This window comes from Bacillus sp. VT 712, from assembly GCF_001614195.1.
In the GTDB taxonomy this organism is placed as follows: Bacteria; Bacillota; Bacilli; order Bacillales; family Bacillaceae_H; genus Priestia; species Priestia flexa.
Map to the genome: position 1 here is coordinate 1 of NZ_LWBK01000009.1, position 21,075 is coordinate 21,075.

19 protein-coding genes are annotated in these 21,075 nt (G+C 36.9%); 9 read left to right on the forward strand and 10 right to left on the reverse strand.

The window, feature by feature from the left end; all coding sequences use genetic code 11:
• Window positions 1–258: 258 nt before the first annotated feature.
• Window positions 259–942 (reverse strand): response regulator, encoded by a 684-nt coding sequence (locus A2U94_RS05665; protein ID WP_025908789.1) that lies wholly within the window; start codon window positions 940–942, stop codon window positions 259–261.
• A 69-nt stretch (window positions 943–1,011) separates the two neighbouring features.
• Window positions 1,012–2,160, reverse strand: a complete 1,149-nt coding sequence (locus A2U94_RS05670; RefSeq protein WP_025908788.1) for a sensor histidine kinase — start codon at window positions 2,158–2,160, stop codon at window positions 1,012–1,014.
• 567 nt (window positions 2,161–2,727) lie between these two features.
• Between A2U94_RS05670 and A2U94_RS05675 the strand changes: the two genes are divergently transcribed.
• Together A2U94_RS05675 and A2U94_RS05680 are read left to right on the forward strand one after the other, a co-directional pair.
• Entirely contained in the window at window positions 2,728–3,360 is a 633-nt protein-coding gene (locus tag A2U94_RS05675) for a YigZ family protein (RefSeq protein WP_025908787.1), read from the forward strand.
• A 180-nt stretch (window positions 3,361–3,540) separates the two neighbouring features.
• Window positions 3,541–4,533, forward strand: a complete 993-nt coding sequence (locus A2U94_RS05680) for an LCP family protein (RefSeq protein ID WP_025908786.1) — start codon at window positions 3,541–3,543, stop codon at window positions 4,531–4,533.
• Window positions 4,534–4,568: 35 nt separating this feature from the next.
• On the opposite strand, the gene A2U94_RS05685 is transcribed toward A2U94_RS05680, so the two are convergent.
• Entirely contained in the window at window positions 4,569–5,618 is a 1,050-nt protein-coding gene (locus A2U94_RS05685; protein ID WP_025908785.1) for a glycosyltransferase family 4 protein, read from the reverse strand.
• A gap of 451 nt (window positions 5,619–6,069) precedes the next feature.
• On the opposite strand from A2U94_RS05685, the gene A2U94_RS05690 reads away from it, so the two are divergent.
• A complete protein-coding gene (locus A2U94_RS05690) occupies window positions 6,070–6,615 on the forward strand; it encodes an NfeD family membrane protein (RefSeq protein WP_025908784.1) in 546 nt (181 codons plus the stop codon).
• Window positions 6,616–6,632: 17 nt separating this feature from the next.
• Window positions 6,633–8,144 (forward strand): flotillin lipid rafts scaffold protein FloT, encoded by a 1,512-nt coding sequence (floT, locus tag A2U94_RS05695; protein WP_261392440.1) that lies wholly within the window; start codon window positions 6,633–6,635, stop codon window positions 8,142–8,144.
• Window positions 8,145–8,185: 41 nt separating this feature from the next.
• Here floT and A2U94_RS05700 read toward each other — a convergent pair whose 3' ends face one another.
• From A2U94_RS05700 to galU, 3 genes are all read right to left on the reverse strand, one after another.
• The gene (locus A2U94_RS05700; protein WP_025908782.1) at window positions 8,186–8,893 is read right to left on the reverse strand and encodes a WecB/TagA/CpsF family glycosyltransferase; all 708 of its coding nucleotides are present in this window, start codon (window positions 8,891–8,893) and stop codon (window positions 8,186–8,188) included.
• A 94-nt stretch (window positions 8,894–8,987) separates the two neighbouring features.
• Complete coding sequence (locus tag A2U94_RS05705; RefSeq protein WP_025908781.1) at window positions 8,988–10,271, reverse strand: nucleotide sugar dehydrogenase; 1,284 nt, start codon at window positions 10,269–10,271, stop codon at window positions 8,988–8,990.
• 238 nt (window positions 10,272–10,509) lie between these two features.
• Complete coding sequence (galU, locus tag A2U94_RS05710) at window positions 10,510–11,382, reverse strand: UTP--glucose-1-phosphate uridylyltransferase GalU (RefSeq protein WP_025908780.1); 873 nt, start codon at window positions 11,380–11,382, stop codon at window positions 10,510–10,512.
• 118 nt (window positions 11,383–11,500) lie between these two features.
• On the opposite strand from galU, the gene A2U94_RS05715 reads away from it, so the two are divergent.
• From A2U94_RS05715 to A2U94_RS05725, 3 genes are all read left to right on the forward strand, one after another.
• The gene (locus A2U94_RS05715; protein WP_025908779.1) at window positions 11,501–13,063 is read left to right on the forward strand and encodes a hypothetical protein; all 1,563 of its coding nucleotides are present in this window, start codon (window positions 11,501–11,503) and stop codon (window positions 13,061–13,063) included.
• Complete coding sequence (locus tag A2U94_RS05720) at window positions 13,050–15,665, forward strand: DEAD/DEAH box helicase (RefSeq protein WP_062686533.1); 2,616 nt, start codon at window positions 13,050–13,052, stop codon at window positions 15,663–15,665. Before A2U94_RS05715 ends, A2U94_RS05720 begins: the two co-directional genes overlap by 14 nt.
• Window positions 15,666–15,830: 165 nt before the next feature.
• Entirely contained in the window at window positions 15,831–16,886 is a 1,056-nt protein-coding gene (locus A2U94_RS05725; RefSeq protein ID WP_025908777.1) for a C40 family peptidase, read from the forward strand.
• 179 nt (window positions 16,887–17,065) lie between these two features.
• On the opposite strand, the gene ssb is transcribed toward A2U94_RS05725, so the two are convergent.
• Window positions 17,066–17,410 carry a single-stranded DNA-binding protein gene (gene ssb / locus A2U94_RS05730; protein ID WP_025908776.1) on the reverse strand — a complete coding sequence of 115 codons (345 nt, stop codon included), beginning with the start codon at window positions 17,408–17,410 and terminating at the stop codon, window positions 17,066–17,068.
• Between the two features lie 121 nt (window positions 17,411–17,531).
• On the opposite strand from ssb, the gene A2U94_RS05735 reads away from it, so the two are divergent.
• Together A2U94_RS05735 and A2U94_RS05740 are read left to right on the forward strand one after the other, a co-directional pair.
• Window positions 17,532–17,999, forward strand: a complete 468-nt coding sequence (locus A2U94_RS05735; RefSeq protein WP_025908775.1) for a YwpF family protein — start codon at window positions 17,532–17,534, stop codon at window positions 17,997–17,999.
• Window positions 18,000–18,467: 468 nt separating this feature from the next.
• A complete protein-coding gene (locus tag A2U94_RS05740; RefSeq protein ID WP_025908774.1) occupies window positions 18,468–18,890 on the forward strand; it encodes a helix-turn-helix transcriptional regulator in 423 nt (140 codons plus the stop codon).
• Window positions 18,891–18,923: 33 nt separating this feature from the next.
• Here the strand turns inward: A2U94_RS05740 and A2U94_RS05745 are convergent, their stop codons facing one another.
• The 3 genes from A2U94_RS05745 to A2U94_RS05755 all read right to left on the reverse strand — a co-directional run bounded on the left by A2U94_RS05745 (window position 18,924) and on the right by A2U94_RS05755 (window position 20,975).
• Window positions 18,924–19,178: a hypothetical protein gene (locus A2U94_RS05745; protein WP_025908773.1), complete on the reverse strand. Its 255-nt coding sequence runs from the start codon at window positions 19,176–19,178 to the stop codon at window positions 18,924–18,926.
• A gap of 125 nt (window positions 19,179–19,303) precedes the next feature.
• Complete coding sequence (locus tag A2U94_RS05750; RefSeq protein ID WP_025908772.1) at window positions 19,304–20,128, reverse strand: flagellar hook-basal body protein; 825 nt, start codon at window positions 20,126–20,128, stop codon at window positions 19,304–19,306.
• 31 nt (window positions 20,129–20,159) lie between these two features.
• Window positions 20,160–20,975: a flagellar hook-basal body protein gene (locus tag A2U94_RS05755; protein ID WP_025908771.1), complete on the reverse strand. Its 816-nt coding sequence runs from the start codon at window positions 20,973–20,975 to the stop codon at window positions 20,160–20,162.
• Window positions 20,976–21,075: the final 100 nt, after the last annotated feature.

Consider the following 21,075-nt stretch of genomic DNA (forward strand, 5'->3'; position numbering starts at 1 on the left):
ATGATGGATAGAAAAGGCGATATCGTTTTCTTGTAATTTCATTTCTAATTCTAAAGGTAAAATTAATTGATTCATGTTATAATCTTTAAACATAAGGACCCTTCTTTCTGGTTGAATTTGTTGTGGTGACTATATTTTATCAGAAGTGGTCCTTATTTTTATGGAAAAAATAAAACAAAGCCGTGAAATTTTACTCATCGTAAAATTTCACGGCTTTTTTCATCTCAGAGGAGGGTTTTGTCCCAGCCTCTTTCTTTGTTATCGTACCTCTACCCAGCCGTTTTTAATTGCTACAACAACTGCTTGCGTACGGTCGTTTACGTTCATCTTTTGTAAAATATTACTTACGTGGTTTTTAACTGTTTTTTCACTAATATATAGAGCTTCACCAATTCCACGGTTACTCTTTCCATCAGCTAAAAGTTGCAATACTTCACACTCACGACGAGTTAGTAAGTGAAGCGGGCGGCGAATCTCAATTGGCTCATGTGGATATGAAGATGATTGACCTTGAGCTGCAAGTCGACGGTATTCTTTTACTAGGCTATGCGTTACCTTCGGATGTAAGTAAGATCCACCCTCTGCTACTACTTTAACAGCTTCAATTAATGCATCTGCATCCATTTCTTTTAACAAGTAGCCTCGTGCTCCTGTTTGAAGTGCATGAGTCACATATGTTTCATCATCATGAATCGATAAGATGATAACTTTCGTATCTGGGTTCATCTCTACTAGCTGCTTTGTTGCTTCGACACCATTTACAGCTGGCATGTTGATATCCATGATTACAACGTCAGGCTGATGTTCTTCAACAAGACCAATCGCTTCGTTACCATCGTCACCTTCTGCTACTACTTCAAAATCTTTTTCAAAATCTAAAATACGTTTTACTCCTTCACGGAATAATTGATGGTCATCAATGATGACAATTCGTGTTTGCATATCTGGTTCCTCCCCAAATCCAACAATGAATAGTTTTTACTATATTAATTCGATGTTATTGTATTCTTATTATTTATTTAGAATCGGTACTTTAATCATAACAAGCGTACCTTGGTTTAATTTTGAATGAACAGAAATGCTTCCACCCAACAAATCTACTCTTTCTCTCATTCCAATTAAACCAAATGAGTTTTCTTTTTTTTGATTTTGATCAAAGCCACAGCCATCATCTTTTACAAGTAAAACTACTTGTTCATTATTAAACTCAATTTTCACTTGAACTTCCGAGGCATCCGCATGCTTTAAGGCATTCGTAACAGCTTCTTGTACAAGTCGAAATAGCGCTACTTCCAGCTTTGACGCAGTACGTTTTTCTTGTCCAATCGAAATGAAGGTAATGCGTGGTTTACCGTCATTATAGTCTTCAATTGTATCTAAATATTTTCGAAGCGTTGGAATTAATCCTAAATCATCCAATGCCATTGGTCTTAAGTCGTAAATAATTCTTCGCACTTCATAGAGTGCTGAACGCACCATTTTGCGCAAATCTCGAATTTCATCCATCGCTTCCTGAGCACTGCGCTCTCGGTAAATACGTTCAATTAATTCCGACCTCATCATCACGTTAGCTAGCATTTGCGCTGGACCATCATGAATTTCACGAGATAACCTTTTACGCTCTTCCTCTTGCGCTTCAATAATCCGAAAACCAAAATATTCTTTTTGAATAGCATCTTCAACAATTTCTCCAACCTGCTTCAAATCGCTGGTTAAATAGTTTAACACCACTGAAATCTGCCCCACCAGATGATCTGCTCGCTTGATGGTTTCTTCCAACGATATCAATCGACGTTCAAGTTCATCTCGCCTGCTTCTAAGCTGATGTTCTGACTGCTGATTCATTAAAAGTTTTGTCTGTAATTCATGAGCTTTTTCGTAGGCATCTTTTACCTCTGGCTCAGAATAAATTTGAAAATGCTTGCTTACCTCAGCTAAGCGCTTTCGTGCTAAACGCGCCTGAGCCTCTAGGCGATCTCCTTGCTCAATAACCTGCAAAACTTTGGCTTTTAAGCCTTCTAATTCTTCTTTTATCTCTTCGTATTCCTGTCGTGCACTTTCAGATAAGCGATATACTTCATCTTTACTATTTCCAACTGTGCCAATGATTTTGTCTAATATTTCATCTAACATTTTACTTGTTAATTTATGTTTTGACATTTATTCACCTCAAGCTTACACTCACATTCGAAGAAATGCCAATACGTTATTACGCTTTCTCGTACGACTTACTTGAATTGCGAGGAAATCTGGATCTGCTCCAGTTTACATGATTAAGACAGCATCTATAGAGACAGCATGGCTATAGAAAAACATATGAGATACCTTCTTGTTTTTCTTATATTAGAATAGGATAAGTTCTTTTGGTGTACATCTTTGCTCACTACTTTTCTCATGCATGATATACACTCTACTCCAAAAGACTACCATTTCTATCTCACCATTAACAGGGACAAACATCCTGTTTCGTTTAACAATTACATGTCATTCGTAACATTTATGTGATTATTTTTTTAAAACTTTTGGTTTAGTTAGCTTGTCCATTATCATTGATAAATACTTTACAACACTGTAACAATTCAAGGCTCCAAATTGATGTATCAGTTTTGAAGCTTTATAATAAGTGAGATAAGAAAAAATTGCTTTTATTCTTAATTTTAATTACCTATTACCCACTTTTTTAAAATAAACACATAAAATCATATAAACAGGAGGCATTTTATTACATTGTTACCTCAATATTATACTGTAAAACAGTCTGGTGCACATGAAATTGTGATTCAAAAATCACGCTTTATCTGTCATGCAAAGCGTGCAACAACAGAAAAAGAAGCACAGGACTTTATTCAAAAGATAAAGAAAGAACATTGGAGCGCAAACCACAACTGTTCTGCTTATTTAATTGGAGAGCGCGATCAGTTTCAAAAAGCCAATGATGATGGTGAACCTAGCGGTACTGCCGGTGTACCAATGCTTGAAGTGCTGAAGCGAAAAGAACTAAAGGATACTGTTGTGGTAGTAACGCGTTATTTCGGCGGTATTAAGCTTGGGGCTGGCGGACTCGTTCGTGCATATAGCAACTCAGTATCTGAAGGGCTCACAAACATTGGTATCGTAAAGCGTACACTTATGCAAATCATGCATACAAAAGTTGATTATACGTGGCTTGGCAAGCTGGAAAATGAATTACGCAATTCACCTTACGTCTTGAAAGAAATTCATTATGCAGATAACGTAATCGTGGATACGTTTGTGGAAGAGAGTCAAAAAGATGCGTTTACAGCTTGGATGACGGAACTTACAAACGGCCAAGCAGACATTTCAGCAGGCGAAGTGACCTATTTAGAAGAAGAGATATAATGAATTATTTACTGTGAATTAAAAACATTGTAAAATAAAAGACAGCGCACTGATGCCACAGTGCGTCGTTCTTTTCCTCACTAAAATATAAGGTAATATTGAACGCATTCCGTTTAATTTGAATTCCAATAACAAACAATAAAAATATGTAAAAACTTACTAAACTAAAGGAGAACGTATATGGCTCAGCATAGGCGTTTTGAAAAACGAGTAAATCGAAAAAAGCGGAAAAGAAGATTGCTTTCTTTTTTTCTTCTGCCAATCTTAATCATTGGATTATCCGCTACGGCGTACGGCTCTTATTTGTTCGCTAAAGCAAAAAGCGTTGCATCTGATTCATTTCAAAGCTTAGGAGATCGTGACTCTTCACCGATGCGCGATCGAAAAATCGATCCTAAGAAAGATAACATCTCCATTTTATTTATGGGTGTTGATGACAGCGAATCGCGAAATTTCGGGAAATCGGCTCGTACAGATGCACTAATTTTAGCGACGCTAAACGAAAAAGAGAAAACGGTGAAGCTTGTGAGTATCCCTCGTGACTCTCGCGTATATATTCCAGAAGTCAGCAAAAAAGATAAAATTACGCATGCTCATGCATACGGTGGACCGAAAGCCACGGTCGAAACGGTTGAAGAGCTATTCGATGTTCCCGTAGACTACTATGTAAAGCTTAATTTCCAAGCTTTCACTGAGATTGTTGACTCTTTAGGAGGCATCGAATTTGATGTACCTTACGACTTAAAAGAAAAAGATTCTAGTGATCATCATGAAGGCATTGTACTAAAAGCTGGTAAACAACACTTAAACGGTGAAGAAGCACTAGCAATTGCACGGACAAGAAAACAAGATAGTGACATTGAACGAGGTAAGCGACAGCAGCAGCTTATGCAAGCCATCGCTAAGGAAGCATCGTCAATTGGCTCTATGACAAAGTATGGTAACTTAATCGAAGCTGTTGGTGACAACATGAAAACAAACTTAATGTTTGGCGAAATGCTTTCGTTCTATGATTACGCTTCGAAGAATATTGATATTGAAACATTAAATCTTGCTGGGACAGATGATACAATTAACGGCGTTTATTATTATGAATTGGATGATATAGCCGTTCAAGAAGTAAGCGATACGCTACACGAACATTTAGGTCTAGACAAAGAAAGCACGGAGTAGAAAAAGCCTGTCGACTTCAGAGCCGACAGGCTTTTTTATTTATATCGTAGCGCTTGAAACATATTGAGTAGTGGTCGATATGTTTTATCTACCAGACCAATTTTCTCCACAATGATTTCAATTGCAAAAATTAAAATGGCGAGAACTAGGAACGAACCCCACATGGTTTGTACCTGAGAAAAGATAACGGCTGCTAAACCAAAAATCGCACTCATACCGTAAATAATTAGCACCGTTTGGCGATGGCTGTATCCTAAGCGCAACAGGCAGTGATGCAGATGCGACTTGTCAGGAGCCGAAAGCGGCTGATTTTTAACGATACGGCGAATAATTGCAAAGAACGTATCTGAAATTGGTACACCGAGGATAATAACCGGAACGATTAATGAAATTAACGTAACATTTTTAAATCCTAACAGAGATAAAACCGAAATCATGTACCCTAAGAAAAGTGCTCCTGTATCTCCCATAAAGATTTTGGCTGGATGAAAATTATAAAGCAAGAACCCAAGCGTACTTCCTAACAGGATAAAGCCCATACTCGTTACGAACACGTCGTTCATCATAATGGCCATTCCTGAAATTGTAATTAATACAATTGAGGAAACTCCTGCTGCAAGACCATCTAATCCGTCAATTAAGTTGATGGCATTTGTGATCCCCACAATCCAAATAATTGTAAGAGGAATACTCAAAACGCCAAGTTCAAGACTACCATTAAAAGGAAGGTTGATATACTGAACTTGTACACCGCCATATACCACCACGATTAACGCTGCAAGCAATTGACCGCTTAGCTTAATTTTTGCTGAAAGCTCCATCATATCATCTAACACACCCGTAATAATGATAATGAAACTTCCGATGATAATTGCTAAAGCGTAAGGGCTAGTTGGTTGTAAAAGAAAATAACCGATTAAAAAACTAATAAATATTGCTAATCCTCCAAGACGAGGCATAATTTTTTGATGAACTTTTCGTTGATTTGGCTTATCTGTTGCACCTATTTTAAATGCTAATTTTTTAACAAGCGGAGTGACTAAAATAGACGAAATAAAACAAATAAACAAGGTCAAATATAACATGTAGACCCTCCTCAGGTTTATGTTAACCAAAATCGCAGTAAATGTTACTGTTATTTAGATTTGGATAATATTACATATGAGCGAGCTATTGGACAAAATTTTTTGACTAGTTTTCTCCTAAACTGGATTATACCATATTGATTTTACTACTTAAATAAGAATTTGTCTTCATAAACCTTAAACTAACTCTCTCTATGTATCTATCATTTAATATACATCTAATTATGTTTTTCTTCTATCTTTCTCTTACTAACCAACACCCTACCTATTGTATTTAACAGTCTTTGCAAATATACGAACATTCGAATGGATGAATTAATCAACTGCCTATTTACTGCAGCATCTAAAGATAAAAGATGAAAAAATATTATTATTTTTATAAAAAATGAAACTTTTCTATTTTCTGAGCGTATTACCTTTTATAAGAATCAAATGAAGGGAGGTTTTCAAATTGGAACTGCTCTCGGTGCCTATTCAGACAATTTATCTTTACACACTAATTGGTTTTGGTACCCTTACCTTTTTATACATTCTATTCGGTGACGTACTGGATGCATTATTTGAAGGTATCCCTGGATTAAATCCTACGCTCATTTTTTCCTTTTTTACAATCTTCAGTGCAAGCGGCTATATCTTGGAACAACTACAGCTATTTTCCAGTATTTTAAATCTGATTGTCTCTGCAATTATTGCCCTATTACTTGTAACACTACTCAATATCTTTGTTCTTATTCCTTTATCATCTGCTGAAGAATCAATTGCTTTTACAGAGTCATCTCTTCAAGGTCGAATTGGCGAACTCATCATTCCTATTCCCATTGATGGATACGGTGAAGTTGTTGTTAAAGACGTAAGTGGCACTATTTCAAAGCCAGCCATTAGCTTAAAAAATCAAGAAATTTTGTCAGGTACCAAAGTATTGATTGTTGAAATCAAAAACGGAAATGCGGTTGTTGTTACTTACGAACCGACCAACTACACACTACCAAATTCATAATCAAGAGGAGGATATTTATGTCCATTTTTATTATTGCTGGAATCGTTGTCTTTTTATTAATTGTATTGATTGGAGTATTTATTACCAAATATCGTACTGCAGGTCCTGATGAAGCACTGATTGTCACAGGTAGCTATTTAGGATCAAAGAATGTTCACGTTGACGAATCTGGAAACAAAATTAAAATTGTGCGAGGCGGAGGTACATTTGTATTACCCGTATTTCAACAAGCTGAACCATTAAGCTTATTATCAAGTAAATTAGAAGTATCAACACCTGAAGTATATACAGAACAAGGTGTACCCGTGATGGCCGATGGTGTATCTATTATTAAAATAGGCGGTTCTATATCAGAAATTGCTACAGCAGCTGAACAGTTCTTAGGTAAAGCCAAAGAAGATCGTGAAACGGAAGCGCGTGAAGTTCTTGAAGGACATTTACGCTCGATTTTGGGATCAATGACTGTAGAAGAAATTTATAAAAACCGCGAGAAATTTTCACAAGAAGTACAGCGCGTTGCGTCTCAAGACTTAGCGAAAATGGGGCTTATTATCGTCTCGTTTACAATCAAAGATGTACGTGATAAAAACGGATACTTAGAGTCGCTTGGTAAGCCTCGTATTGCTCAGGTAAAACGTGATGCTGACATCGCTACTGCCGAGGCTGAAAAAGAAACGAGAATCAAGCGCGCAGAAGCACATAAGGATGCTCAAAAAGCTGAGCTAGAGAGAAATACCGAAATTGCGGAAGCGGAAAAAGCGAACCAATTAAAAACGGCTGAATACCGCCGTGAACAAGATATTGCAAAAGCTCGTGCTGACCAAGCATACGACTTAGAAACAGCTCGTGCAAAACAAGAAGTAACAGAACATGAAATGCAAATTCGTATTATTGAGCGTCAAAAACAAATTGAATTAGAAGAAAAAGAAATTCTTCGTCGTGAACGCCAATACGATTCTGAAGTTAAAAAGAAAGCCGACGCGGACCGCTACGCAGTTGAGCAGGCTGCTGCTGCTGAAAAAGCCAAACAGCTTGCAGAAGCGGATGCAAATAAGTATCGTGTTGAAACAATGGCTAAAGCAGAAGCAGAACGCGTTCGTGTTGATGGTCTTGCAAAAGCCGATGCTGAGCGTGCTCAGGGTGAATCAGAAGCTGAAATCATTCGCTTAAAAGGTCTTGCAGAAGCGGAAGCAAAACAAAAAGTAGCAGAAGCATTTGAACAGTTCGGTCAAGCAGCTATCTTGGATATGATTATCAAAATGCTTCCAGAATATGCGAAGCAAGTTGCTGCACCTTTATCTAATATTGATAAGATTACAGTTGTCGATACAGGTAGCTCGGGTGAAAGTGGAGGCGCCAATAAAGTAACTGGCTATGCTACCAACCTAATGTCTACTTTACAGGAATCGTTAAAAGCTTCATCCGGTTTAGATGTTAAAGAACTGATTGAAAACTTTTCTGGTAAAGGAAACGTTCGTCACAGCTTAGATCAGTTAACAGAAGAAATCAAAGATAAAAAAGAAGCGTAACAAAAAGGAGAGCCTCCCGTTGCAGGGGGCTCTCCTTTTTGTTATCCTTTTAGCGCTTTAAGTAAGAACTTTGGTAGTGCTAGTTGTCTTTTCAAACGCCATGGCTCTTTTATTAAACGATACAACCATTCTAACCCAAATCGTTGAAAAACTTCTGGAGCACGGTTTAAACGACCAGAAATCACATCAAACGATCCTCCTACTCCTTGGTACACTGAAGGGTATAGATGATCTTTGTTCGCTAGAATCCAGTTTTCTTGAGCTGGACTTCCTAATGCAACAAAAACGATATCTGCTTTTGATTCATTAATAGTTGTTTCAATTACCTGCTTGTCTTTTTCATATCCATCAAGCACGCCAACAATTTGAATACCAGGAAACTTCTCTTCTAACTTGACTTTCGCCTCTCTGGCTATGCCTGGCTTGGCACCATACAAGAAGATTCGCTTCCCTTCTACAGTAGCTGTTTCACAAAGCTTCATCATCATATCAATTCCCGTTACACGCTCGCGTATTTTGCCTTTACGAAGCTTAGAAGCCAAAATAACACCGATACCGTCTGGAATTTGGTATGTTGCTTTATTTAACAACGTACGTAGCTCCTCGTCTTCTTGAGCTTTCATAATTTTTTCTGGATTAATGGCTACAATAAACGAAGTGTTCCGTTGATTAATATCTTCCATTAGCTTTGCTGCTAATTCATCATACGTGTCGTGACACACATCTACACCTAAGATATTTTCTTTCATCAAATCACCTATTTAAAGATACTAAAATTTTGTGTTCGTTCGTAATGAAAGACAGGCTACAGCCCGTCTTTCATTATCATTACCCTTATTATACTTATATCGTAGAAACTTTAGAATCACCTAATAACACAACGTCAAATCCTGCTTTTTTCCATGCATCACGTTGAATACAATTTTTTGTATCAAAGATAGCTTTGGTACGCATTTTGTCTTCAACTGCAGATGGAAGCATTTCTTTAAATTCGTTGTGGTCTGTTAGGATTAAGATTAAGTCTGCATGAGTTACAGCTTCTTCTAAGTCCTGTGTTTGCTTTTCAATTTTATTTTCTTTAATATGTGGATCGAACGCTGTGTAATCAACATTTAGCTTATCTAAATGTGCTAATACATCCGTTGATGGACTTTCACGCATATCATCAATGTTTCCTTTAAACGCTAGACCTAATACCGCAACGCGACCGTGCTGAATGCCTTTTGCATCAAGAATACTTTTTGCTTTTAGCGCCGTGTATTCTGGCATTGAATCATTTGTTTGACGAGAAAGAGAGATAATTTTCGCCAGCTCAGGCTGTAGCTCTGTTAAGAACCATGGATCAACTGCGATACAGTGTCCTCCTACACCTGGCCCTGGTAAATGAATATTTACACGTGGATGATAGTTCGCTAACTTAATCGCTTCCCAAGCATTGACACCGAGCTTTTCACTAATTTTAGCTAACTCATTTGCGAAAGCAATGTTCACATCACGGTACGTGTTTTCGATAACCTTGACCATTTCAGCCGTTGTAGCATCCGTTACGTGAATATTTCCTTTTACGAATACTTTATATAATTCTACTGTTAAACGACTTGATTCTTCGTTAATTCCACCCACAATACGATCGTTATTTACCAGTTCTTCAAATACTTTACCTGGAATAACGCGCTCAGGTGAATGAGACACGAATAATTCTGTTCCAAACGCTAGTCCTGTTTCTTTTAAAACGGGTAGCATCACGTCCTCCACTGTACGAGGAGGAACCGTTGATTCTAAAATAACAAGATTCCCTTTACGAACATAAGGAACGATTGACTTTGTTGCTTCTCTTACATAGTTTAAATTAGCTGTTTTATCATTATTAATTGGCGAAGGCACTGCAATAATGAATACATCCGCTTCTTCAGGTGTTGTACTAACTGTGAATAAACCTTTATCGACTGCTTCTTCTAAGCGCTCTTGTAGTCCATTCTCTTCTATATGAAGCTGTTTATTTTTAATTAAGTTGACTGCATGCTCGTTTACGTCAACGCCGTGAACTTGTAAACCATGATTTGCAAACATAACGGCTGTCGGTAAACCAATATACCCTAAGCCAACTACACATAATTTTTTTGCCATTACAGAAAATCTCCTTTATATGACATACTTTATAAATGAAACCTACATGATATTATATCGAAAATTGTTGCATCATGATAGCTTTTATATAAAAACACCATTCAAATTGTCTTCTTATTTATATTATGCATCAGTTTTGTTTTGTTCATCACCGAAAAAACGATTTATCTTTTTCAGTTTTTTTCTAAACCAAAAGAACTAACGCACTAGTTGCAGTGCGCTAGTTCTTCTACTATAATTATTTATCTTTTACAATTGTTTGAAAGTAGTCCATTAGTTTTTCTTTCAGCTCATCTCTTTGTAAACCAAAGTCCACTGTAGCCTTAATAAAGCCAAACTTATCTCCTACATCATAGCGGTTACCTTGGAAATAGTGAGCTAGTACACGTTGAGATTCGTTTAGTTGTAAAATCGCATCTGTCAACTGTACTTCTCCGCCAGCACCAATTTTTTCTTGACTTAAAATATCAAAGATTTCAGGTGTTAAAATGTATCTTCCCATAATTGCGTACGTAGAAGGTGCATCAGCCGGATTTGGCTTTTCTACTAACGTATTCACTTCAAATACATCGTCCTGTATTGACTCTTCAATCCCAATAATTCCATATTTATTCGTTTCTTGACGAGGCACTTCCTGCACACCTACTACCGTACACTGGTGCTCTTCATAAACATCCATAAGCTGCTTTAAGCAAGGCTTGTCTGATTGTACAATATCATCACCCAGTAAAACAGCAAAAGGTTCATTACCTATAAAGCTTCTTGCACAGTTAATCGCGTGCCCTAACCCCTTTGGTTCCTTTTGGCGAATGTAATGAATATTGGCTAGGCTTGAAATCTCTTGGATTTCTTTAAGCATATCCCATTTTTCTTTAGCCGCTAACGTTTCTTCTAGCTCATATGATTTATCAAAGTGATCTTCAATTGCACGTTTGCCGCGACCGCTAATAATTAAAATATCTTCAATACCAGAAGCTACTGCTTCTTCAATGATATATTGAATCGTTGGCTTATCAACAATCGGTAACATTTCTTTTGGTTGCGCTTTCGTTGCAGGTAAAAATCGTGTTCCTAATCCCGCAGCTGGTATGATTGCTTTACGTACTGTCATTTCATTTACCTCCCATTAAATCCATGGTTGTTACAATTCATATAAATGTATTTTATAATAACCTTATTATAACTGTCACGAAATTCTACATCGCTTCCATTTTGAAAGGATGAGTCAAATGACCGAATTTATTTATAAATTAAAATCAAATTTTATTTCTACTCTTCCCTACAACAATTCAATTTATAAAGCAAAAGCTGCTGATGGGCTCCAATTATATAGACAGATTTCAATCGATGACCTAAAGCAAGACGCAGAGACCATCTCTAACCGCGTAGATGGATTTACCACAACAATTGATAAAAATAACTTACTCAACAGCTCGTGTACATGCAATGACGCTGATTTTTGCCAACATCAATTTGCTTTGGTTTTCTTTCTCTATGCCCAATATGAGCCGCTAACAACGCTATTTGAAGAATGGAGAAGCGCAGAGGCAGAAAACTTATTTATCCAGCAAAAAAAGCGGTCTTCTCTTTCTAACCACTATTCTTTTAAAGCGTGGATCGATCAACTTGATACAGCATACGAGCAATTTTCGCAAGCACAATCCACCAAGAACCTGTCTATTTTTCAAAATCTATACGATGAATTTTTTATATCATTACCAAAAATAGCTCCAGCTGAACCGACCTTACGAAACCTTTTTCTTTTATATGGCGGTCTATATGCTATCTTACAATTTAATAATGAGCTAAAGCACATTCAGCTCTCAGCTAATACGAAAGAATCCTTTTTATATGTCCACCTTTATAAGCTAACCAATAAAGTAAGTGAATTAGCTAAAATCAAGGTGCTAAGTTCCATTCCTCCTACTACGAAGACCCTTATTGAAAGTAGCTTACCGTTTATTCGCTTATTATTAGATGAAAGTGACTCATTACAATATGAACTGATGAAGTTATATGAAGTGGTATGGGCAAATGTATTAAATGATGAAGAATGGATTGGAAAAGAATTAAGGGCTCTTGAATCTGTTACCTCTGTTCATACAGCAATCGCTCGCAGCTATTTATTATTTTTAAAAAAGAAAGATGAAGAAGCGATTTCTGCTCTAAAGCCAGATGATTTAGCAAAGCTTCCTTACTTTATATCGTGGATAAAGGAGCTTCTTTCTCAAAAAGATACAAAGCGCTTATCAATATGGATAAACTACCTTTCAGCTATGATGGGTGAATACGTACGAACCGTTCCGTCTACTTATCAAGGAAGTCGAAACATGGTTTCAATCTTAGTTAACCTGTTTAAACAATATGCACTGCTCATTAAAGAGGAGGGCCCTTATATCAAGTGCCTTCAGCTGTTACTACCGTATAGCTTTATTGAATATAGCCAGTACCTACATAACAAGGGGCATTTAAAAGAATGGATGGAGCTTCAAGTACTGTTAGACTTTGATGACGCCGAACAAGCAAGCGAAATAGCTGAATATGTTATTCAACAGCGTGCAGATTATGCGATTCCAATCCTACATCAAATTATTCGTCACTTTATTTTAGAACGTAAAAAAACGAGCTACGCACTTGCATGCGATTATTTACTAAAGCTAAAAGAAATTTACATAAAAATAAGTAAAGAAGAGCTGTTTCATCGTTATATGCACTATTTACATGGTGAAACAAAATCACTATCCTTATTTCAAAAGCTACTAAAAGAAAGAGGGCTTCATGCTGATGTTTGATTTATTTGAACTAACGCTCCATATTGACGAATACGAAGATAAGCTGTTTGTATACTGCACCGACAGAAACCAAAAGCTCCTACAGCCAACTAAATGGAAAAATTCATTGTTTTTATGGCATTCTTCTTCTTATTACGGTACAACTCTATCTCCTTTTGAGTTGGACAGCAAGAGTGGTATTTTATTGTCAGCATGGGATGGTTTCACATTCTTTTTGTCCATTGAAAAAGGACACTTATTAAAGCCAACGTTTTCAAAAGAAGCGCGGGAATACCTTGATAAAGCTTTAAAGCTAAAAGAGAATCTACTAACAGTCGATACATTAAAACAATCTTTATTAGAAAATAACGATTCAACTTGGGAAAAAAACGTGCTTGAATTTCTCTTTCTCAATCATACTTACCAGCTGCTCGAGGAAGCTAATATCCCTTATCCTCAAAGTGACTATACCGTATCCGTACGATTTGAAGAGCCATTATCTGAAGGTTCTGTTTGGGAAATTCAGCTAGTAGCAATTCCGACAGATAGCGATCAAGACCCTTTTCTTATTCGAGATGAAATGATCCATGAATATAAAAATGGAAAAACAATTTTATATGAGGTTCAACGAATTAAACACTTATCACCTACTTTACGAAATGCTTTATCAAGAAAGTTACCTACGTTATCTGATGAAGAGCTATGGAGCTTTTTAACCAAGGAAAGCAATGAATTACTTCAAAAAGGTGTACATATGCAGCTACCTAGCTGGTGGAAAGAAATTAAAAAAGGCCAAATTCAAGTGCAAGCTGTCCATGAAGATAATCAAACTTCCGCATTTGGCATTGAAGCTCTAACAAACTTTAAATGGTCTGTTTCCATCGATTCACATACGTTAACGGAAAAAGAACTAAACGAGCTAATTAAAAAGAAAAAACAGCTGCTAAAATTAGATGGGCAATGGATACATGTAGACAGTATGCTCATCAAGAAAGCGAAAAAACTGTTAAAAGAAGCGCAGCAGCGAGGCGTTAGTATATATCAAGTATTACGCGCTCACCTAAACCAGCCATTTTCATTTGATAGTGATTGCAATAACGTTTCTATTGAATATCATTTAAATTCATACTCTCAATCAATTGTAAGTCAATTAAAACAAGCTCACACGCTTCCATCTATAAGGCTTTCTTCTGCATTTAACGGAAGACTGCGCCAGTATCAGCAGGTAGGATTAAACTGGCTATTACACCTGCGTAAAATAGGACTAGGCGGCTTACTAGCAGACGACATGGGGCTTGGTAAGACGATTCAATTAATTAGTTATTTTACAAAGGCAAATGAACTAAGCTCTGCACAAAAACCATTTTTACTTATTTGTCCAACCTCACTGATTGGGAATTGGGAGAAAGAACTCGATAAATTTGCACCTTATCTAAAAGTGTATACTCACTATGGTAGAAATCGACTATCGGCAGAAAATACAACAAGCCTAGATGAAGCAAGTGCTTATGATCTAATCATTACAACTTATCAACTGGTTGCTCAAGAACCTGAGCTTTTTCAAACGAGAGCGTGGGATACGATATGTTTAGACGAAGCTCAACATATTAAAAACCCTCATACCAAACAGGCAAAAGCAGTTAAGAAACTGAATACAACTCATCGATTCGCTCTGACAGGTACACCAATTGAAAATCGATTAACAGAGCTGTGGTCTATTGTTGACTTCCTGAACCCTGGTTATTTAGATAGCTTAGACAGGTTCAAGAAAGAATTTGTTATTCCAATTGAAAAAGAACAAAATCTAAAAAAAGCAGAGCAGCTAAAAGCACTGCTTTCTCCCATTTTATTAAGGCGTACTAAATTAGATAAAAAAATTGCTTTAGACCTACCTGATAAACAAGAAGAGAAAGTGCATATTGAGTTGACAGCTGAACAAAAAGTGCTGTACGAAGAGCTTGTTCATTCGACTCTTAACAGCCTTAAAGAACAAAAAGGGATTGAGCGAAGCGGTCAAGTGCTTCAACTTCTAACAAAGCTCAAACTACTTTGTAACCACCCTGCTTTGTTGCTAAAAGAGCCCATTAATAAACAAACGATTACTCGATCACCTAAGCTTGAAAAGACAGTTGAGCTACTGAAGCAAATTAAACTACAAAACGAAAGCTGCTTAATATTTACTCAATACCTTGAAACAGGTAACATGCTAAAACGCATCTTGAAAAGAGCTTTAAAAGAAGACGTATTATTTTTACACGGTGGCTTATCAAAAGCAGAGCGTGACGACATGGTAGCATCCTTTCAATCTGGGCAACATTCCATTTTCATCCTATCATTGCGGTCAGGTGGAGTTGGTTTGAACCTAACGGCTGCAAATCATGTTATTCACTTTGACCGTTGGTGGAACCCAGCAGTCGAAAATCAAGCGACGGATCGCGTATATCGAATTGGCCAACAAAAATTTGTCCATATCCATAAGCTCCTTTCCTTAGGGACAATTGAAGAAAAAATTGATGATATGATGACGAAAAAATACGCGCTAAGTGAACAGTTGGTTCAAAACGACAAGTGGATCACAGAATTGTCACAGCAAGAACTCCAAGAATTGCTTCAATACAATTAATAATAAATAAAGAAAAAGCTATCTCCGTATTAAATTCAAGGCTTGAAGAAGAAAAAAAGGTGTTTTGCGTGACAAAATACCCTTTACTTCTTCTTTTTTTTTAGATTATGATAAAAGCAAGTCGAAAATAGTCTAAAAGATTCATATATTAAGGGGGACCTATTGGTGAAAAAAAAGCAAATCGTCCTGTCTCTAGGAACAATATTAGGAGGAATTGCACTCTTCCACACATCTGCTGACGCTGCTTCTACTTCTGTTCAGGTAAAGACAGGGGATACTTTGTGGTCGATAGCTACTAAATATCAAACAAGTGTACAAAACTTAAAGACTCAAAACAACCTAAAATCAGATGTTATTCATGTAGGACAAACACTCGTGATTTCGTCTAGTGCATCGCCTGCGAAGCCTGTTGACACAGCAAAGCCAACACCTGCTACGCCAAACACTGCTTCTACTTACACAGTACAAAGTGGGGATACGCTTTATAAAATTGCAGCTAAATTTAAAATGAGTGTTTCAGATTTAAAACGTTTGAACTCACTTTCATCAAACATTATTTATGTCAACCAAAAATTAAAGGTGAGTGGACAAGCTACACCTTCCAACCCTAAACCGGAAGTGACGAAGCCACAAACACCTACGGTTTCAACAAATGGTACATACAAAGTTCAGCAAGGTGACACGCTTTCTAAGATTGCAGCTCAGTTTAAGATGAGCGTCTCTGCTCTTAAAACAGCAAATAACTTAAAATCTGATATTATTTATGTAAATCAGGTCTTAAAAGTAACTACATCTGGGGCAGCACCATCTACACCAAATGCTGGAACTCCTCCAACTACAACGCCAACTAATGGACAGCTAAACATTTCTAAAATGATTACTGATGCGAAAAAATATATGGGTGTTCCTTATAAATGGGGTGGTACAACACCATCTGGCTTTGACTGCAGTGGATTTATTTACTATGTAATGAAACAACAAGTGTCAATGCCTCGCTATACAACAATGGGCTTTTGGAATGCTTCAAAGTCTGTGAGTCAGCCACAGCCTGGAGATTTGGTGTTCTTTACTACATATGCGCCGGGACCTTCACATTTAGGAATTTACTTAGGAAATCGCCAGTTCATTCATGCTGGTTCTTCAACAGGAGTAACTATTTCGAGCTTAGATAATAGCTATTGGAGCAAGCGTTATCTAGGAGCGAAGCGTTTCTCAAAATAAAAGTCAAACCCCCTCTATCTGTTATATGCAGCTAGAGGGGGTTTTTCACAAAAAAGAACCATTGATGGGAATTCAATGGTAAAGTGGGGATTATAATAAAGAGAGGAAAGTAAATTTTTCTGATCTAAGGTAAAAGAGATGATGAAACAATTACTCTTAGCGTATATTACCGAAAAGCATCATGGCTGATTTTCAGGTGAGGAAGGCTTACCGCTTAAAAACCGAACGTATTCTGCGATAATATCTGTCACATAAACACGCTGCTGCAAATTGTTTTCAAACGTACGCGTTTGCACACGTCCTACGACTCCTATAATCGATCCCTTATCGCAGTATTTCGTCATGTTTTCAGCATTTTTTCTCCATAACGTAATTGATACAAAATCAGCTTCCACTTCTCCTTCCTGGTTACGAAAGTTTCTGTTCACAGCTACTGTAATATGGGAAAAAGGAATTCCTTCGGATGTATATTTCAGTTCAGGAACTCGTGTCAAACGCCCTACTAGCACTACTTCATTAATCAATTGACCACCTCTTTCTTCGATTTCTACACAACCAAAAGGTTGAATAATAAGAATATTCTTATATCTCATGTTATAATAGTGATATACGAATAACATATTTGTTAAAGGAGGAAACTTTCGCATGAAAACATTTCGATTAGTCGGCCTACAACTAATTGATCATGAAGGAGAAAAACATAACTTAGAATTAAACAAAGGGTTAATTATTAATAAAGAAGACACAGACAACCATTGGATTCTCGAAGCTGTCATTGACCAGCAATTTACAAATTTATTTGAGCTTCCACTAAAAGATCACCAACCTGTACAAATTGAAGCGCTTATCTCAAAACCAACCAATGACCCCGCTTTGTTTTCTGTTCAAGTGGTTTCAGTAAAAGCAATTAACGATAAGCAAATAAGCGTATTAATGAAAGGTACATTAGTTGAAAGAAAACTACACTTTGCTGAAATGATTCTGGCTAACCTTATCGAACAAGGTTTAACAGGCTCTGATTTATTAACACAATTTAAATATCAGCTTCATAATAAAAACCGAAGTACAAAACCTCTTCCTGCTGATGAAAAAGAAAATATAAAAAATACGTGAAGAATAAAAAGTTTGTATTATTTAAAAGGGTGTTGAGTCATACGGTGAAGGTTATGGTTGGAGGGTAAAGGGTTAATAGGCTTAAACTCTCGCTTGCCCAGAAATAAAGGTAAATCATTTGTCCGGCCGCTCTTTCTTTTGCGATGATTAATTTGATTACGTTTCAAGTAATATTTCGTCATTTCTCTACTCCTTTCTCGTTTGTATTATGTATACTAATACATTTTTTACCATGATTCAACAACTTTTTCTTCACTTTTTTTCTTATCAGTTTTTCTTTATTTTTTTTCACCGCTTTTTCCTTCATAAATTTCTATCTTATTTCATTTAATTTAAAAATACACGAATATTATCTTGAATTTTCTGTAATTTTATTGTATTTTTTTAATTAAGTTCGAATATTACCCGTTTTTCATGCCTTTAGACCTAATTCCGAACATAATCTATATGAAGAAAGAAGTGGTACTTATGTTAGAAATTGCTGTTAAGATTAAGATGCTTCGTGCTAATGCAGGTTTGACTCAAGACCAGTTTGCAAAATTACTGAATATTTCTCGCTCCAAAGTTTCAAAATGGGAAACTTCCATTCAATACCCCGATATAGCAGACTGCCTTTTGCTTAAAAGTCATTTCAAAATCAATCTCGATGAGTTTTTGGAATCTACACCTCACCTTAAACAACCTCATAAACTCAACTCTTCACCTGCTACTTATCATGTGTACGACAGCGATGTTCACACTCTACTTATACTCTTTCAAAAATACCCTGATTTAAAAAAGGCTTTACAAAAGCTGCACGCTTTGCCAGAAGGACCTCAAAAAGAGCTATTAAATACCATCACCCCTTTATTTCGGTACCTATATACGCTTTCAAACAAAAAACAAACATGACAACGTGCGCTGACATGTTTGTTTACACTCATTCTATTCATCTTTACGATCTTTATCTTCCATATCCTCCATATCTTCTACTGGGTCTTCTTGGTCATTCTCGTTGTTTTCATCATCGTTTGGATTTTGGTTATCATCCATGTTGTTCATATCATTTTCGTCTTGCATCTCTTGCTCTTGCTCTTCCATTTGTTCTTCTTCTGGTGGCGGGTCTTGTGTATTACAAGCTCCTAATGTTGTAAGTGCAAACACAGCTGAGCCCAGGCCCATAAGTATTTTTTTCTTCATCGTAGCAACTCTCCTTTTACATAAATTAAGTTTACGTACTTAGAATGCCACGTGAAGGTATAGTCTATGACCAAATTTAAAGATAAGATAAAATTTACTAATTTATTCAAAAATAATACGAATAATCAACGTATACTGTTTACAAGTCCCATCATTTGGTCAGCAATTGAAATGGATTGGGAATTAAACTGATAAGCTCTTTGGGTCAATGTCATATCCGTTATTTCTTTGCTCATATCAACATTCGATTGTTCCAAAAACCCTTGTTGAATACCGGCTCCGGCACGTTCATCACCCTGTAAATTTTGTACGCCATTTTCTTGATTTAGGGCATTTGGAACCCTAAATAAAGATGAGCCCACTGCCTCTAGTGACTGGGGACGATTTACTCGAGTTAAGCCAAGAGCAAAGATCTCATTCCCTTCATTACTAACAACGGTTAATTCTCCAGCTTTATTGATTTGAAGCTCACGAAAATCCGTACTAAAGGAAATGGTATTACCTTCACTATCTAAGACTGGATTCCCATCTGTGTTCACTAACTGTACTTCTCCGTTTCCAAGTGGTGTAAGGTGAAAGGAACCGTTCTTTGTATAGTACGTTTCTACTGTACCATCATTATCCTTCTGCACTTGAAAGAAAGTATTTGGGTTGGTTAATGCAACATCTAATTGTCGCCCTGTTTCTTGAAGCGAGCCCTGTGTGGTAACAAGTTTCGTTTGACTAAGAAGCGCTCCTGCCCCTTGACGAATGCCAAGCGGTGTCTTTCTTCCTGGTTCGCTTGCTTCATCCGATTGATTATTAATTTGTTGATACAACATATCACTAAATGATGCATCACGCTTTTTGTAACCAACTGTATTTATGTTTGCTAAGTTGCTTCCAACTAAATCTAAACGCTGTTGTAATTGAGTCATTGTGTTTGTAGCATTAATCATCGAGCGATTCACATATTATTCCTCCAATTGTTTAGTACATTGCTTATCTTACTTTACCAATTTCGTTGGCTGCTTTTTCCATACTACGGTCGTAAGCTTGCATCACTTTTTGATTTGCTTCGAATGTACGATAAGCAGTAATTAGTTCCGTCATAGCTTGTGACATATTTACATTAGAGCGCTCCACAAAGCCTTGTTTAATGTCATAAGAAGCTTCACCGTTTCCAACAGCTGAAGGCAACGGCTGACCGTTTTCAGTTTGATATAGTCCGTTTCCTGTTTTAATTACTGTTTCCATTGAGTTAGCATAAACAATATTTAATTGCCCCGCTACTTCACCGTTAACCGTTACGTTGCCTTGATTATCTACTTTGAATTCCTCATTTTGGACGTTAATTGGTTCATTATTTGTATTGAGCACATATTCACCATTATTAGTGGTTAAGAATCCTGCCAGGTCTACTGTAAAGTTACCATTTCGGGTATAAGAAAGGTTACCTTCAGAGCTTTGTACTGCAAAAAATAAGCCACCTTCCTTGTCTGGCACGCTCGTTTGTAACAGAGCTAGATCTGTTTGGTAATCAGTTTGCTGGACATCTCCTTGCACAAAATTAGGAACCGTTTCTTGTAAGTATACTCCTGTATTTAAGCTCCCAATATTCTCTTGAGAGCGAGTTACGCTTTTTCCGTTTTGCTGCTCTTCGATACGCTGCAGTAACATCTCTGGAAACGCTCGAATGACTCCTTGATCTTCCTTAAAGCCGGGAGTATTTGCATTCGCAATATTATTTGTAAGCATATCCGTTCTTCGCTGCTGGGATAGCATCCCTGCTGTCGCTGTATAAAAGCCTTTAAACAACTTGTCCACCTCACACTTTTCGAAATAATAAAACTCCCCTTGTAATACTTTACAAAGAGGAGTTATCATCTTATTTATGCTTTTCAGAAAAAGCGTATGA